13 protein-coding genes are annotated in these 17,211 nt (G+C 54.4%); 6 read left to right on the forward strand and 7 right to left on the reverse strand.

Going from position 1 to position 17,211, the window contains the following annotated elements; all coding sequences use genetic code 11:
* Both M2418_RS14440 and M2418_RS14445 read left to right on the forward strand, forming a co-directional pair.
* On the forward strand, positions 1-2,821 hold a 2,821-nt coding region (locus M2418_RS14440; protein WP_259147415.1), incomplete at its 5' end, for an ATP-binding protein.
* 359 nt (positions 2,822-3,180) lie between these two features.
* Positions 3,181-4,731, forward strand: a complete 1,551-nt coding sequence (locus M2418_RS14445; RefSeq protein ID WP_259148005.1) for an iron ABC transporter permease — start codon at positions 3,181-3,183, stop codon at positions 4,729-4,731.
* Between the two features lie 297 nt (positions 4,732-5,028).
* On the opposite strand, the gene M2418_RS14450 is transcribed toward M2418_RS14445, so the two are convergent.
* From M2418_RS14450 to M2418_RS14470, 5 genes are all read right to left on the reverse strand, one after another.
* Positions 5,029-5,850: an ABC transporter permease gene (locus M2418_RS14450; protein WP_192487048.1), complete on the reverse strand. Its 822-nt coding sequence runs from the start codon at positions 5,848-5,850 to the stop codon at positions 5,029-5,031.
* Between the two features lie 10 nt (positions 5,851-5,860).
* Positions 5,861-6,766, reverse strand: a complete 906-nt coding sequence (locus M2418_RS14455; protein ID WP_259147418.1) for an ABC transporter permease subunit — start codon at positions 6,764-6,766, stop codon at positions 5,861-5,863.
* Positions 6,767-6,777: 11 nt separating this feature from the next.
* Complete coding sequence (locus tag M2418_RS14460; protein WP_250983605.1) at positions 6,778-7,935, reverse strand: ABC transporter ATP-binding protein; 1,158 nt, start codon at positions 7,933-7,935, stop codon at positions 6,778-6,780.
* Positions 7,936-8,052: 117 nt separating this feature from the next.
* Positions 8,053-9,147: a polyamine ABC transporter substrate-binding protein gene (locus M2418_RS14465; RefSeq protein ID WP_259147423.1), complete on the reverse strand. Its 1,095-nt coding sequence runs from the start codon at positions 9,145-9,147 to the stop codon at positions 8,053-8,055.
* Positions 9,148-9,275: 128 nt separating this feature from the next.
* On the reverse strand, positions 9,276-10,694 hold the full coding sequence (locus M2418_RS14470; RefSeq protein WP_259147426.1) for a short-chain fatty acyl-CoA regulator family protein: 1,419 nt from the start codon (positions 10,692-10,694) through the stop codon (positions 9,276-9,278).
* A 236-nt stretch (positions 10,695-10,930) separates the two neighbouring features.
* On the opposite strand from M2418_RS14470, the gene aceA reads away from it, so the two are divergent.
* Together aceA and M2418_RS14480 are read left to right on the forward strand one after the other, a co-directional pair.
* A complete protein-coding gene (gene aceA, locus M2418_RS14475) occupies positions 10,931-12,220 on the forward strand; it encodes an isocitrate lyase (RefSeq protein ID WP_259147429.1) in 1,290 nt (429 codons plus the stop codon).
* A 65-nt stretch (positions 12,221-12,285) separates the two neighbouring features.
* Positions 12,286-12,531, forward strand: a complete 246-nt coding sequence (locus M2418_RS14480; RefSeq protein WP_259147432.1) for a hypothetical protein — start codon at positions 12,286-12,288, stop codon at positions 12,529-12,531.
* Positions 12,532-12,597: 66 nt separating this feature from the next.
* Here the strand turns inward: M2418_RS14480 and M2418_RS14485 are convergent, their stop codons facing one another.
* Positions 12,598-12,732 carry a hypothetical protein gene (locus M2418_RS14485; protein ID WP_259147434.1) on the reverse strand — a complete coding sequence of 45 codons (135 nt, stop codon included), beginning with the start codon at positions 12,730-12,732 and terminating at the stop codon, positions 12,598-12,600.
* Between the two features lie 184 nt (positions 12,733-12,916).
* Positions 12,917-14,098, reverse strand: a complete 1,182-nt coding sequence (locus tag M2418_RS14490; protein WP_259147436.1) for an NAD(P)/FAD-dependent oxidoreductase — start codon at positions 14,096-14,098, stop codon at positions 12,917-12,919.
* Between the two features lie 127 nt (positions 14,099-14,225).
* Here M2418_RS14490 and M2418_RS14495 point away from each other — a divergent pair, with 127 nt between their 5' ends.
* A complete protein-coding gene (locus M2418_RS14495) occupies positions 14,226-15,662 on the forward strand; it encodes a glutamine synthetase family protein (RefSeq protein WP_259147438.1) in 1,437 nt (478 codons plus the stop codon).
* A 126-nt stretch (positions 15,663-15,788) separates the two neighbouring features.
* A complete protein-coding gene (locus M2418_RS14500; protein WP_259147440.1) occupies positions 15,789-17,075 on the forward strand; it encodes an FAD-binding oxidoreductase in 1,287 nt (428 codons plus the stop codon).
* Positions 17,076-17,211: the final 136 nt, after the last annotated feature.

The following is a 17,211-nucleotide window of genomic DNA, read 5'->3' on the forward strand; positions in this document are numbered from 1 at the left end:
TGAGGCTGAGGCTGAGGCTGAGGCTGAGGCTGAGGCTGAGGCTGAGGCTGAGGCTGAGGCTGAGGCTGAGGCTGAGGCTGAGGCTGAGGCTGAGGAAAACATTGATGTTGCAGAGGAAGAAGTACAGCGCTCTGTTACCGAAAATTATGATGAGCGCTCCAAGGACCTCGACTTTCCTGTTTTTGACGACATCGAACCAGTTACCGTCGCGGATGTAGCTGTAGAAACTGTTTTAGAAACAGAAGCTGTGGCCGAAGAAATTGAACAGGCTGACGACGCACCATCTGCGGCGGCGGGCACATTCATATTCAACCCATCGGCCCGGGCTTCCCGGTTTGTCTGGAAAATCGATGCGAATGGTTGCTTCAGTTCGATCTCGCACGAATTTGCCGAAGCCGTCGGACCGCGCTCTGCCGCTGTCGAGGGCATGTCCTTTGCGGATGTTTCGAGCCTGCTGAACCTCGACAAGGACGGCAAGATTACCGAACTGCTCAGCAAACGTGACACATGGTCCGGCAAAACGATTTTCTGGCCGGTCGAAGGCACATCACTTGTTGTGCCGATCGATCTGGCAGCCCTGCCGACCTATACGCGCACCCGCGAGTTTGACGGTTTTCGCGGTTTCGGCATCGTGAGATTGGCCGATGCCGTTGAAGACCCGCATGCTATCGGCCTGACACTTGCCGAAACCGATATCGCTCCTTTGGTAGACGTGGTCGACACGACGCTGCCAGAGGCCGAGACTATTCTGCCTCAGGAAGAGCCACAGGCAGGCGAGGCGCCAGTCGCCGAGGTCGAAGACCATGAGCCGGAAGCCGAACTGACCGACGAGCCGGTTATCGTCGCGGAGGAGCAGAGCGAAGCAGAACGCGGAAAGCCTGCCGCTTTGCAGCCGCCGCACGAAGAAGTTCCTGTGCTTCGGATCAGCGAAACCCCAAATCGCCGTTTCTCGGACAAGATCATTCAGCTGGAAGAACATCGTTCCCGTGGGCGCGATGGCTTGAGCCCCGGCGAACAGGCTGCATTCCGTGAAATTGCGCGCCAGTTGACGCCCAAGGACGAATTGGAACCTGCGCCGGTGTCCGAGCCTCTGTCACCCGTGCAAGAGGTTGAGCTGGAAAGCCCAGTTGCTGATGTCTCGGACGTTTCTGAAGAGATCGCTGTTGAAGCGCCCATCTCGCTCACTGACGAGCTGACACCGGCAGAAGAAGAAATCACAGCCACGTCAGAGGCTGACGAACCGGAAGCGCTTGAGGTAACCGACGTAGAACCTGAGATCACCGAGGCGGAACACGAAGCGCCACCTGCCCGTGAGCTCAGCACATTGACGGAAGAAACCGTTGATGCGCTGCCGCTGGCGCTGCTCATCCACACAGGCGACGACCTTATTCACGCCAACCCGGATTTCCTGCGTCTGACTGGCTATAGCTCTGTTGAGGAACTGGCTTCGGTTGGTGGCATTGACGCGCTGCTGCAAAGACAGGATCTGGAGAATATCGGCGAAGGCAGCGGCGGCATGGTTGCCGTAAGTGCCGAAAACGATCTGATTCCCGTCAATGCCCGCCTGCAGTCCATTCGCTGGAATGGCGCCGCCGCACTGATGTTGTCGCTGGTGCCGGTCCACAAGGTCGTGGAGCCAGCCCCTGTCACTCCAGTGGCCGAGGTGATCGAAGCTCCTGCAAACACCCTTGCGGTCGAGACATTGCAGGGTGAAGTCGATGAGTTGCACTCGATCCTCGAAACGGCAACTGATGGCATCGTCATCCTGGACGAGGAAGGCACCATCCGCTCCCTCAACAGGTCTGCCAGCGCCTTGTTCAATTACGACAATGGCGAGATCAGCGGCAAACCCTTCGTTGTTCTGTTTGCGCATGAAAGCCAGAAGGCCGTTCTCGATTATCTTTCGGGCCTGTCAAACAATGGTGTCGCCAGTGTTCTGAACGACGGCCGTGACGTTATCGGCCGCGAAGCAAGCGGTGGTTTCCTGCCGCTGTTCATGACCATTGGGCGGCTCAAGTCTTCCAGAGGGTTCTGCGCGGTCATCCGCGACATTACGCAGTGGAAACGTACCGAAGAAGAATTGCGCAATGCAAAGCGTGTGGCGGAAACCGCCAACGCGCACAAGACCGACTTCCTTGCCCGCGTCAGTCATGAAATTCGCACGCCGCTTAACGCCATTATCGGTTTTGCCGACATGATGGCAACGGAGCGTTTCGGGCCGATTGGGCACCCGCGCTATGTCGAATATGCCAATGATATTGGCCGCTCTGGACGCCATGTGCTGGATATCGTCAATGATCTGCTCGATATCTCGAAAATCGAAGCCGGCCAGATGGATCTCGATTTCGTGGCTGTTGAACTGAACGAAACGATCTCCGAAGCGGTATCGCTGGTGCAGCCACAGGCCAACAACCAGCGCGTCATCATCCGCACGTCGCTGTCGCAGTCGGTTCCCGCCATTGTGGCCGATCTTCGTTCGATCAAGCAGATCGTGCTCAACATTCTTTCCAACGCCATCCGCTTCACACCGGCTGGCGGGCAGATTGTTGTGTCAACCGCCTACGAGCCGAATGGCAGTGTCAACCTGCGTATTCGCGACACCGGCATCGGCATGAGCCGTTCGGAACTGGAACAGGCGATGAAGCCTTTCCGGCAGGTGGCGTCCAGCAACCGCATTCGTGGCGATGGTACAGGCCTCGGTCTGCCACTGACCAAGGCGATGGTTGATGCGAACCGGGCGAATTTTTCGATCAGTTCTTCGCCAAATGAAGGCACGCTGGTTGAAATCAACTTTCCCTCGCAGCGCGTTCTCGCCACCTGAGTGAATGAATTTTTTGAGAGGGCGTTGCATCCCGTCACAGGAACGCAACGCCCTTTTTACGTAGTTTCACCACGCAAATCCGCGGTCGCTTTTGGCAGCGTGCTTTTGCCGCGGGATTTTCACATGATGCTTTATGAAAGCAGTTCCTGTTTGAGTAACGATGCTGTAAATAGCGGACTTCTTTTGCAGTAACGGATTTCTGCCGGACAGCCGGTGGAAGGATCAGACAATTGCAGTCAGCCGATACCAGTCTCCAGCATGTCTCCGGGCCAAGCACACGCTTCAACCTGTTGAGCCTCATTGCAATTCTTGTGGCGCTTGTGGTCGCCATTCCCATCATTGCGGTTTTCTGGATTGCCATGAGCGGTGGTGTTGGAAACTGGGAGCATTTGTTTTCCTATGTGTTGCCACGCGCCGGTGGTAGGACGGTATTGCTGTTGTTGTGCACCGGCTTGCTGGCAACTTTCTTCGGTGCCTTGACCGCCTGGTTGGTCACGACATTCGAATTTCCGCTGCGGCGTATCCTGTCTCTGGCGCTCGTTCTGCCGCTCGCCATCCCTGCCTATCTGGCGGCCTATGCTTTTGGCGAATTTTTCGATTTTACCGGGCCATTGCAAACGGCAGTGCGTAGCCTGTTCGGCTATCACAGCATCAAGGATTACTGGTTTCCGGACATTCGCTCGCTGGGTGGCGCGGTGCTGGTGCTCAGCTCAGTACTTTACCCTTACATCTATCTGTCTGCCCGGTCGGCGTTCAGTATGCAGGGACGGTTTGCGGCCGAAGCTGCGCGTACCATGGGCGCTTCTTCCTGGCGGATTTTCTGGCAGGTGCAATTGCCGATGGCGCGCCCGGCGATCATGATCGGCCTGACACTGGTGCTTATGGAAACACTCAATGATATCGGCGCTGTCGAATATCTCGGCGTGCAGACACTCACCTTCACGATCTATGAGACATGGTTGAACCGTGGCAGCCTAGCTGGCGCCACGCAGATTGCTGCGGTGGTACTGCTGATTGTTGGTGCGCTGATCCTGTTGGAGAGAACAGCGCGTAAACGTCAACGCTTTTCCACCCAGAAAACCACGATGATGGCGCAACGGTTTCTGCGGAAACCTCTGACGGGTCCCAGAAAATGGCTGGCGACCATCACCTGTTTGATACCGGTTTTGACCGGTTTTGCCATTCCCGTTCTGGTGCTTGGCACCTATGCGGCCAAAAGGCTTGACGGATTTCTGTCTCCCAAGCTTCTGAAAGCGCTATGGCATAGCCTGTCTGTTTCAGGCACCGCTGCCTGCCTGACACTCGTCATGGGTTTCGTGCTGTCTTACGCTGCCCGCGCCAATGCATCGCCTGTAACGCGCACAGCTGGCCGGGTCGCCTCGCTGGGTTACGGAATACCCGGCACGGTTCTGGCGATTGGCGTGCTTATTCCGCTTGCCGGCTTTGACAATCAGGTCGACGCTTTCATGCGCAGCACATTTGGCTATTCAACCGGTCTGATGATGAGCGGAACGGCCTTTGCGATCATCTACGCAAGCACAGTGCGTTTCATGACCATGGCAGAAGGATCGCTGGATGCCGGCTTCCAGAAGCTTTCCCCACATATGGATATGGCGTCACGCACTCTGGGCCGCACAAAACTGCAAACGCTTGTCTCGGTGCTCATTCCCAATATGCGGCCGGCAGCGCTGACCGCATCGCTATTGGTGTTTATCGAATCTTTGAAAGAATTGTCAGCGACAATTCTGCTACGCCCATTCAGCTTCAATACGCTGGCAACACTTGTCTATGAAGATGCCTCGCGCTCCAAGGTACAGGATGCATCTGTCGCAGCCATCATCATCATTGCAGCAGGGCTTATTCCGGTGGCACTGGTTTCACGATCGCTCGAACAGCGACCGTCTGAGTAATCACCCAAAAAGAAAGGCAGCTAACGCTGCCTTAAAAATTAATGCTGTTCAACGAAAGGAGGAGTAGGCCGACATCATGTCTGTAGGACCAGAGGTCCTTGCGCCATCCACTCATCGGATGGCCCCACGTTGGTTTACTTTTGTCAAACGCCTCTTAACAGTGTGTTAAAAACCGCCCCAATCTATCAATGGCAAAAACTCGCGCATGTCTTTTGACATATGCCTTAAGAGCCGAATACAAAAGCGCGCCAGAGTTTGACCCTGACGCGCCTGATAGCTTCAAACCTACAATGCCGTTCAGCCTGCAGCAGCCTTGGCCGCCGCGTGCTCATCACGAATGCGTTGCAGTTCGGTCCGTTTCGAGGCAATCGACGCAAAGATCACACCCATGGTGACCAGACCGATCAGGATCGTACATATCGCATTGATTTCCGGCGTCACGCCAAGGCGAACCTGCGAGTAAATCTTGATGGGCAGCGTCGTGGCTCCCGGACCTGTCGCAAAGCTGGCAATAACCAGATCGTCAAGTGACAGGGTAAATGCCAGCATCCAGCCAGCAAGAACCGCCGGGAGAATAAGTGGCAAGGTAATGCGGAAGAAGGTTTTAACAGGTGGGCAACCAAGATCCTGCGCCGCTTCTTCAAGGCTGCGGTCAAAGGTCAAAAGGCGTGATTGCACGACGATTGCCACGTAGCACATGGTGAATGTGGTGTGGGCAATGACCACCGTCCAGAACCCTCTGTCGACACCAACCGCCACAAACAACAGCAACAGCGAAAGACCGGTGATGACTTCTGGCATGACGAGCGGTGCATAGATCATACCGGAAAAAAGCATGCGTCCCGGAAACCGGGCAAAGCGTACCAGCGACAGCGCTGCCAATGTGCCGAGGATTGTGCCAAGGGTGGCGCTCAACACACCGACCCGGGCTGTCACCCAGGCGGCATCCATCAGACCCTGGTTTGACCACATGGCACTGTACCATTGCAGGGAGAAACCACCCCATACAGTGACTAACTTCGAGGCATTGAACGAATAGATCACCAGAATGATGATCGGGATGTAGAGAAACGCAAACCCGAGGGTAAGGACGGTTACGTCAAACTTTCTGTTTTTCATCGCCCTGCCCTCACGCTTTCTGCTGCTGGTTTTGGAAGATGGCAATTGGAACCACCAGCACCAGCAGAAGCAGAACAGCAACAGCCGAGGCAATTGGCCAGTCACGGTTACCGAAGAACTCGGTCCACAATGTCTTGCCGATCATCAATGTTTCCGCACCACCCAGCAGATCAGGGATAACAAATTCACCGGTAATCGGGATGAAGCAGATCATGGAGCCAGCAATCACACCCGGCATGGAAAGCGGGAAGGTAATTTTCCAGAAGGCTTTCCATGGTGGGCAACCAAGGTCGGTTGCCGCTTCCAATAGGGTATTGTCAAGTTTTTCCAAGGCTGAATAAAGCGGCAGCACCATGAATGGCAGATAGGAATAGACCATGCCGATAAACACGGCCGTTTCCGTGCGGAAGATATGGACCTGCTGATCAGGTGCCATAAGTCCCAGCCATTGCAGGAACACCGTCAACAGCCCCTCTGGTTTCAGAATTCCGATCCATGAGTAAACGCGGATCAGGAACGAGGTCCAGAATGGCAGGATCACCAGCATCACCAAGGTCGGGCGAATGGTGGACGGTGCACGCGCCATGGCAAGTGCCATCGGATACCCGATCAGCAGCAACATCAGCGTTGAAATGAAGGCAATTCTTACCGAAGAAAAATAGGCATTAACGTAAAGTGCGTCTTCGGTGAGAAAGAGATAATTGTCAAAATTGAGTTGCGACAGAAAATCGCCGATAGCGCCGAAACCCTCAAAAACCGGCGTATAAGGCGGCATGGCAATCGCGGTAGCAGACAGCGATATTTTGACAATGATAAAAAACGGTACTGCAAAAAACAGCAGCAGCCAGAAATAAGGAACTGCTACTACCAACCAGCGTGCAAGACTTTGTTTGTTTTCCGAAGAGGCCGTTGCCATGAGAACCTCCCTTAGTTGGTCAAAACCATACCGGAATCTGGTCGCCAGTTGAGCCACACCGTATCATCAAAGGTGATCGGGCGATCAACAAGGCGGGACACGTTGGCTTGAGCCGCACGCATGATGCGGCCATCCGCCAGCTTGACGAGGAACACCGAGAAGTCCCCAAGATAACCGATGTCCCAGACCTGCCCACTGACTGCATTTGTCGTGGTATCTGCTGGTGGATCGATAGTGATACGGACCTTTTCCGGTCGAATGGCAAAAGCAACCTTGTTGCCGACTACGGCCTTGCAATCCTGCTCGACTGTCACACCCAAACCTTCACAATCGAGAAGGACGGTTCCGGGTTTGCCGACACCTGCCACATTGGACAACACGCTTGCCTCGAATATGTTGATATCGCCAATGAAGTCCGCAACATAACGGCTGTTGGGTGCCTCATAGATTTCCGCAGGCGTGGCAACCTGAACCACATTACCCTTGTCCATGACTGCGATACGGTCGGAAACGGTCATCGCCTCTTCCTGATCGTGAGTCACAATCAGGAAGGTCAGGCCTAGGCTTTGTTGAATATCCATGAGTTCGAACTGGGTTTCTTCGCGCAGTTTTTTGTCGAGCGCGCCAAGCGGCTCATCCAGCAACAGAACCTTCGGGCGTTTGGCAATCGAGCGCGCTAGAGCAACGCGCTGTCTTTGACCGCCCGAGAGCTGACTTGGTTTGCGTTTTGCAAATTCTGTCAGCTTGACCATGCGCAGCATTTCTTCAACGCGCGCCGATATGTCGGCTTTGGGCAAACCATCCTGCTCCAGGCCGAACGCAATGTTCTTTTCGACCGTCATGTGCGGGAAAAGTGCGTAGGACTGAAACATCATGTTGGTCGGTCGTTTGTGCGGCGGGGTACCAGAAATATCCTTGCCTTGCAGCAGGATACGGCCCTCCGTAGGCTCTTCAAAACCGGCCAGCATTCGCATCAGCGTAGTCTTGCCACAGCCGGATGGTCCCAGCAGCGAGAAGAACTCACGTTCATAGATATCAAGTGTCAGATTGTTGACGGCGACGAAATCACCAAAGCGCTTGGTGATGTTTTCAAACCGGATGAAGGGTACGGATGCGGGATCGTCCCAAGGACTGAATTTTCGTTTTACAGGTCCGAGAGACTTCGCCATTCGCAATCCCCTAAAAATAATAATGAGGCGGGCAAATGGTAGCTGCCAGCCCGATAAGCTGGCAACCAATGGTCAGAAACGAGCCCGCCGGCCGTTCCTGAACCAGCGGGCCCAAAATTAGCTACCGGTTTTTATCTGTGTCCAGACGCGGTTCAGAACGCGCTGTTCTCTCGGTCCATAAGGCGAGATGGTGAAGAGCTTCTTCATTGTCGCTTCGTCAGGATAAACCGCCGGGTTCTTGGAAACGGCTTCATCCATCAACGCCTGTGATGCCAGGTTGCCGTTGGCGTACTGAACATAATCAGACGCCTTGGCGATGACTTCCGGCTTCATCAGATAGTTGATGAAGGCATGAGCTTCGTCAACATTCTTGGCATCCGCAGGGATGGCAAGGTTGTCAAACCACATGTAGGTGCCTTCCTTCGGAATGACGTAGTCGACAGTCACACCGTTCTTGGCTTCTTCAGCACGCGTCTTTGCCTGAAGAATATCGCCGGACCAACCGATGGTGATGCAGGTATCGCCATTGGCAAGTTCGTCGATATAGGCAGACGAGTTGAAGGTCTTTACCGATGGACGGATCGCCTTGTAGACTTCACCACCAGCTTCCAGATCAGCAGCTTCCTTGCTGTCCGGATCCTTACCGATGTAGTTCATTGCAATTGCGAAGGTTTCGTCCGAAGCATCAAGAATGTTGATGCCACAGCTCTTCAGCTTTTCGGCATTTTCAGGCTTGAACAGAATATCCCAGCTATCGATTTTCACGTCACCGAGAGCTGCTTTAACCTTGTCGACATTGTAACCAATGCCTGTTGTGCCCCACATGTAGTTCACAGCATATTCATTGCCGGGGTCGTACTTGGCGAGACGCTCGCTGACTTCCGGCCACATGTTGCTGAGGTTTGGAATTTTGGATTTGTCGAGCTTCTGAAACACGCCTGCCTGGATCTGGCGGGCGAGGAACGGTGCAGTTGGCACGACAACGTCGTAACCGGAGTTACCGGCCAGCAGCTTGGTCTCAACCAGTTCGTTGCTGTCAAAAACGTCGTAGACAACCTTGATGCCGGTTTCCTTGGTGAAATCGGCCAGGATCGATTCGTCGATATAATCGGACCAGTTGTAAACATGGACCACTTTTTCCTGTGCGAGGGCCGTACCGGCCATCAACATTGCGGCGAAGGCGACAGACATACCAAGTGAGCGCTGCGTCATGATTTCTCCTGTTAATACGCCTTTCGAAGCAGGCGGCATCCCCTTTTTGAATGAGACTAGAAAGGAAAAAGATTATCGGCAAGCGGGAAATGTGCAGTGCAGAATTTTCCCACTTCACTTTTTTGGAGTTACTGAAAATCAAAAACACTCAATCCTGTAACCATTTCATCCAAACCCAATGGACGGGTTACAGGCGCTTGCGCTCTTGAGAGACAACCGGAGCGTTCACACAGGCGACAGGAAACACCGATGCCAACGGTGCCACTGGTTACTCTGGCAACATCACCATAGATTGTCTCGGCGCCTTGAGTGATATCGCAGGCCAGCAAAATCGCTGTGCGCCGCACCCTTTCACCAAAGGCTGTTTTGGGACCCTCGATCGTTCTGGCGATTGTTAAAAATGTGTCCCCATCCAGCACCTCGGCCGCTTCGGCCATAAGTTGTCCCGGCTGGCTGAAGGCGGCGTGGATATTGAGCCGCGGACAGAGGCCACCAAAGCTGGAATGCGGAAAGCCATGCGCCCCGATCTTGCGAAAGCGATTGCCTGCCTGATCAATCTCCATCAGGAAAAAAGCAATGCCAGGCGCACCCGGCCGTCCCAAAGAGACAAGTCGATTGGCGACCTGCTCGAAGGACACCTGAAACCGTGACGCGAGAAGATCCAGATCATATCTGAAACGCTGAGCCGCCGCGAAAAATGAGCCGTAAGGCATGATCAGGGCATGAGCAGCGTAGCGGGCGAGTTCAAAACGCGCCAGGCGTTTGGCTTCTGGGCTACTGAGGTCCAGGGTTTCCAGCGACGCCTGTATCTCCGGCTGGAGCATCAGAAGGCATGCCTCCATCGCCATTTCCTGCAGCCGGTCAAAAGGTGACAACCGCTCGGACAGAAACAGCCGCATGGAATGCCTGTCATACCGCCTGCGAAGATTTGGCATCGCATGGATGGGCAAGGTGCGCACCACGACGCCGTGCATTTTCTGCAGCCAGGTTTTCAAGGCTGCCGGCAGGTCGTCACCCGGTTTCAATTGCTCATGGAATGTTTCGGCCGCGTCATCGATCACGGCAAAATAATAGCTGCAATGTTCAAAGGCATCGCGGACCTCATCGATCGGCAACCGCGCCGATGACAGCGACGGTCCTTGACCATCCCTGGCCATCAAGCCCGCCAGGTCAGACAGCCGTTCAGCCTGTTCACGGTAGGCCCGATACAGTTTCATGATGCCACCGGCCACATTGGGTGCAGCATCTGCCACCTCGACCAGTTCCTGCGGAGATGGCACCTCCCCCGTCAGCAGCGGATCGGCAAACACTTCCCGTAACTGCGTGGCAACACCGCCGCTTTCACCCTGTAATTCATCCAGGTCAATCTTGTACACAGACGCCAGTTTCAACAGCAGCTGCACGGTCAAGGGCCGCTGGTTGCGTTCGATCAGGTTGAGATAGGACGGCGAAATGCCCAACCCCTCTGCCATGGAGGTCTGTGTCAAACCAAGGCCATTGCGCACGCGCCGCACACGCGGGCCTGCAAAAATCTTATTTTCCGCCACAGGCTCCTCCTTTGACAAGAATATTACAAGATAGAGCTGTCGTTGTTTTTACAGTTTTTACAAATTTACTACAGCCGTCAGTAAAAGACACTACATCCTAACCTCTTTCAAGTCACTGATTTTATGTTTCCAATAGAACTAAACGGAGTGATTATGTAAATTCCGTCATAGAAAATCTGAGACATCCTTTTAGGAAGAAACGTCTCCTTTTCTATTTTTACATTCGGGAGAGAGATATGACTGATTTTTACAATCTGGTACCAAACGCACCCAAAAGCCGTTTTGACGGCATCGAGCGAACATATACCGCTGAAGACGTGAAGCGTCTGCGCGGGTCTGTGGACATTCGTTACTCCCTGGCGGAAATGGGTGCAAACAGGCTGTGGCAGCTTCTGGAGCAGGATGATTTTATCAATGCGCTGGGAGCACTGTCGGGCAATCAGGCCATGCAGATGGTTCGCGCCGGCTTGAAGGCCATTTACCTCTCGGGTTGGCAGGTTGCCGCCGACGCAAATACTGCATCGGCCATGTATCCTGATCAGTCTCTCTACCCCGCCAACGCGGCACCGGAGCTGGCAAAACGCATCAACCGCACCCTGCAGCGGGCGGACCAGATCGAAACATCTGAGGGCAAGGGCCTGTCGGTGGAGACATGGTTTGCACCAATTGTTGCCGATGCGGAGGCCGGCTTTGGTGGCCCGCTCAATGCGTTTGAGATCATGAAGGCCTTTATCGAGGCGGGTGCCGCCGGTGTTCACTACGAGGACCAGTTGGCATCGGAAAAGAAATGCGGACATCTGGGCGGCAAGGTGCTGATCCCTACAGCGGCCCATATCCGCAATCTCTCCGCTGCGCGCCTTGCCGCAGACGTCATGGGTGTCTCCACGCTGGTGATCGCCCGCACCGACGCCGAGGCTGCCAAGCTTTTGACATCCGATATCGATGAACGCGATCAGCCCTTCGTCGATTACGATGCTGGCCGCACGGTTGAAGGTTTCTACCGCGTCAAAAACGGTCTTGAACCCTGCATCGCACGCGCCAATGCCTATGCGCCTTACTGCGACCTGATCTGGTGTGAGACATCAAAACCGGATCTCGAGCAGGCACGCAAATTTGCCGAAGGCGTGCACAAGGTTCATCCGGGCAAAAAGCTCGCCTATAATTGCTCGCCATCATTTAACTGGAAAAAGAACCTTGACGACGCAACCATTGCCAAGTTCCAGCGTGAGCTTGGAGCAATGGGTTACAAGTTCCAGTTTATTACACTTGCCGGTTTCCATCAGCTCAACTACGGCATGTTTGAACTGGCACGCGGATACAAGGACCGGCAGATGGTCGCCTATTCGGAATTGCAGCAGGCTGAATTTGAAGCCGAGATCAACGGTTACACGGCGACAAAACACCAGCGTGAAGTTGGCACCGGGTATTTCGATGCGGTCTCAGTGGCAATTACCGGCGGGCAATCATCCACAACCGCCATGCATGAATCGACTGAACACGACCAGTTCCGCCCTGCGGCTGAATAACTGGCACTGCGAAACCTCGCATCAAAAGTCCAATCGGGACCGATGCGTCAAAGGAGGAAAAGGAAATGGCTTCTATTTCGAGAGTTCGTGAGCGGGCCGAGGAACAGTCTTCTGCCATGACACAAGACCAGCAGGCCGCCATCCGTATGTTGGCCAATGATCTGCATCGCCTCAATCAGGCGGTTATGACTGCGGTTGAGGCGGGTGTTTCGGTTGAGCTGGTTCGCTCGGCACGTCACCACAGCGGCGGCGGCAATTGGGGTGATCTGTTGATCCCTGTTATCGTTGCCCAGAACAACGCGGCAGCCTGATCTTACACTGCACACAACAAGCCGGGCGGTTCACTGCCCGGTTTTTCCGATTTGGATTGCGAGAAATTACGCCAACAGCAGCGCGCAAAGCGTGGCGAAAGCACCAGCGGCAATAAGCGTCAGTCTGAAGATGAGGAGCTGCTTGCGGTCCTCTGCGCGGGCAATAGCAATTGCGCGGGCACGTCTGCTGTTGTTTTTCATAAGCGGTTCCTAACGAGAAACATAACCGGCATGCCGCTTGGCGGCGCCCAGCAGCACATCATGTAACGGCATAAACCGCGCTGGTATCAAGCAGGATGACTCGGCGCTTGTTAACAAGTCCTTAATGAAAGTGGTGTTTCACTATCGCCATTAAAAATGACTTAACTCGTTGTTTTATTACAGATCAGGCCGTTTCGCCTGCCGCATGGCCACTCGCCCACGCCCACTGGAAATTGTAGCCGCCAAGCCAGCCGGTTACATCAACACATTCACCGATAAAATACAGGCCTGGGACGGTTTTTGCCTGCATATCCCTGGAGTCGAGACCGTTTGTGTCAACGCCGCCGAGCGTGACCTCCGCGGTACGGTATCCTTCAGAACCGGAGGGCTTTATCTGCCAGTTCTGGATGGCTTCAACCAGGGTCGCCAGCTTGCGATCAGCCATGTCCGCCAAGGGCCCGGTTATGCCGGAAGCTTCGACGGTATATTGCGCCAGACGTTTCGGCAGGATATCTCCCAGCACCGTCTGCGGTGACTGTTTGCCGTTGCTTTTGCGGGCTTCTTTCAGCCGTTCCAGGATATTGGTGTCCGGTTCCAGCTTCAGGCGGATGGTTTCGCCTTCCCGCCAATAGGATGAGATCTGCAGGATCGACGGCCCGCTTAAACCACGATGGGTAAACAGCAAGGCTTCTCGGAAACTTGTTTTGCCTGATGATACTTCAGCAGGCACCGCAACGCCTGAAAGCACGGACAGCTTTTCCAGCATGGTCGGATCAAGCGTTAAGGGCACAAGGCCGGGCCGCGTTTCGATGATCGGCAGGCCGAATTGTTCGGCCACACGATAGGCGAACCCAGTCGCACCCATTTTGGGAATGGATTTGCCACCGGTCGCAATAACCAGACTTTGTGCCTCGATCACACCTGATGAGTTGGAGACGCTGAAACCATTTTCGGTTTTTTCGACGCCGGAAAGTTCGGTCTGCAACAGAAGCTCAGCGCCAACGCCGCGCATTTCTTTTAACAGCATGGCAATAATATCTTTGGCGCTATTGTCGCAAAACAATTGCCCAAGGGTCTTTTCGTGCCAGGCAATGCCGTGTTTTTCGACCAGCGTCATAAAATCGGCGGGCGTATAACGCGCCAGTGCCGATTTTGCGAAATGAGGATTTCCCGACAGGTAGTTTTTGGCCGTGGCATGAATGTTGGTAAAGTTGCACCGCCCGCCACCGGAAATTCTGATTTTTTCACCCGGTGCCTTGGCGTGATCGACAATGATGACCGAGCGTCCACGCTGGCCGGCGCGGATGGCACACATCATGCCCGCAGCCCCTGCCCCCAGCACCAGAACATCGCATCGCCGAACCATTTTTCATCCTTTGCTATCTCTTGCCTTCTCTTTTCAGAACATGGAGCAATGTCAATGCGGTTTCCCCCTCGCCAATTGCCAAACTCTGGTTATGATAGCGCCATTCGAAACAGACCTTCGGTGATTTATGCCTGCAAAGAGAACCATGCTCCGCCCAAAAAAATCGGCAACCATGGCAAAACCGGCAGCTCCAGACCTTTCCTCTACTCGTGGTGTCTCCTCCTGGCGTGAAGCCGCACAATGGTTGCGGGCACGGGGTATCGAGGACATTGAGTGCATTACACCGGACCTTGGCGGTGTACCGCGCGGCAAGATGATGCCGACCTCGAAATTTACCGGCGATACATCGCTGGCGCTGCCATCGGCACTTTATCGCCATACGATTTCCGGCGAATATCCGGACGAAACCGCGAACTTCCGTTATGAGCCACGCGACAGCGACCTCAAGCTCGTCCCTGATCTTTCGACACTGTCGGTTGTGCCATGGGAAAGCGATCCAACCGCACAGGTTATTTGTGACGTGGTTGACGCCGAAGGACAATCCGTTCCCTATACTCCACGCAACGTTCTGAAAAACGTCCTGTCGCTGTATGCCGACAAGGGTTGGAAACCGGTTGTTGCGCCGGAAATCGAATTTTATCTGGTCGCCATGAATGATGACCCGGATTACCCGCTGCACCCACCAAAGGGACGTTCGGGCCGTTCAATCGTCGGCGGACAGAGCTATTCAATTGCCGGCATCAACGAATTCGACGAGCTGATCGACGATATCTATCACTTCTCGGAAAAGCAGGGTCTTGAGATCGACACGCTGATCCACGAAGAAGGTCCGGCACAGCTTGAAATCAACCTGCGCCACGGCGATCCCATCGAGCTTGCCGATCAGGTTTTCCTGTTCAAGCGAACCATTCGCGAAGCAGCCCTCAAGCACGGTATCTATGCAACCTTCATGGCCAAGCCCATGCAGGGACAGCCAGGCTCGGCAATGCATATTCACCAATCGGTTCTGAATATTGAAACCGGCAAGAACATTTTCTCGACCGATAGCGGCGAAGCCTCGAAAGAATTCTTCCATTTTGTGGGCGGCATGCAGCGGTATGTTCCGAACGCACTGGTGATGCTGGCGCCTTACGTGAATTCCTATCGCCGCCTGACGCCTGACATGGCCTGCCCGGTGAACAATGCGTGGGGATATGACAATCGCACCACTGCTTTCCGCGTCCCGATCTCCGGTCCGTCGGCACGGCGTGTTGAAAACCGATTGCCCAGCTCTGACGCCAATCCCTATCTGGCACTGGCCGCATCGCTGGCGTGTGGTTGGCTTGGCATCGTCAATGAAATACAGCCGACGGAACCAACCTATGAAACTGCCAATGAAGGCTCCATCGAGTTGCCGCGCGGTCTGCTGGAAGCGGTTGCGCTGCTGGAGGGAGAGCCGGAACTGGAGCGGGTGTTTGGCCATGAGTTCGTTGGTCTTTATGCTGGACTGAAACGGGGGGAGTTCGAAACGTTCATGCAGGTTATCAGCCCGTGGGAGCGGGAATTCCTGTTGCTGAACGTTTGATCCTACGGCATCGCTGCCATGGTCGAGGCCGACCTTTGGAACACGATGCGTAGAATTGAGTAACTTGGAGCATGCTCATGTGTCTGGCCGAAGGGTGGGCGCTCCAACACCGTCAAGGAATGTGCAATGACATGGCAAAGCCCGATAGCTCCCGGAATTTCCTGGTATCAGGCAACAATTGCTGACCGACCTGAATATCCCGCGATGGATGGGTCGAGAGAGGTTGAGGTCGCCATTATCGGTGGCGGTTTCACTGGCCTGCAGGCCGCCTATAATCTGGCTTTGAAAGGCATTTCCGTTGCCTTGATTGAAGCGAACCACTTTGGTGACGGCGCATCGGGCCGCAACGGTGGCCAGTTCGGCACCGGTCAACGGTCATGGCCAGATGAACTGGAAGAGGAGATCGGTTACGAGCGCTCCAAGGGCCTGTTCGATCTGGCAGAAAATGCCAAACATTACGTGCTGGATTTCGCCGCAGCCCATGGCCTCGACATGGAGTATCTGCCGGGTCAGTTGAATGTCGCCCACAAACAGGCCTATGAAAAACACTATCGTAAAAGTGTCGAGGCGGCGGTCGAGCGTTATAATTACCCGTACATGTCCTATATGGACAAGGCAGAGGCCGAAGAGCGCCTTGGCTCCACACATTATTATGGTGGCGTTCGCGACACCGGCACCGGCCATATCCATCCGCTGAAATTGTTGGTGGGGCTTGCAAAAGCCGCCAAGGCCGCTGGTGCTGAAATCTATGAGATGACACCTGCGACCAGCCTTCGCCAGTCAAGCGGCAAAACAATCATCGAAACGCCGACGGGCAATATAACAGCCCGTCGCGTGTTGCTGGCGACCAACGCCTATATCGGCAATCTGGAACCGGTTACCGCTGCCCATATCATGCCGATCCGCTCCTTTATTGGTGCGACCGCGCCACTGGACAAGTTCCCGAGCATTTTGCCGGGCAAGGAGGCGGTTGCCGATTCACGTTTCGTGGTTCGTTATTTCCGTATGACACCGGATAACCGGCTGTTGTTTGGCGGGCGCGAGGCCTATACGGCCGATACGCCAAGGGACATTTCCACCCATATTCGCAAGCAAATTGCCGAAATCTATCCAGAGCTTGCCAATATCGAGATTACCCATGCATGGGGTGGCTCGGTTGGTATCACTATGCCACGCCAACCTTTCGTGCGTGAGGTGATGCCTGGCGTCATGTCGATCGGTGGTTACTCCGGTCACGGTGTGATGCTTTCCAACTACTGCGGCAAGCTGTATGCGGATATGCTGACGGACAAGGATCGAGCGCTCGAACAGTTCTCATCTTTGAATGTCCCAGGTTTCCCCGGCGGGGCAACGTTGCGTGCGCCTCTGCTTTTCCTCGCATTGTCATGGTTTGCGCTGCGAGACCGTTTTTAATCGCCCGCTTCTGACAGTGGGCATAACCATAGATAAACTTCCATTTTCGCCGGATAAAAGCGAAGTGACATCAAAATAATAATTCCCGACAACAAACTCTGGCGTTTTTAAATCGATTAGATTATCAATGCCCCCA

Origin of the sequence: Rhizobium sp. BIGb0125, from assembly GCF_024810055.1 — a bacterium.
Classification (GTDB): Bacteria; Pseudomonadota; Alphaproteobacteria; order Rhizobiales; family Rhizobiaceae; genus Agrobacterium.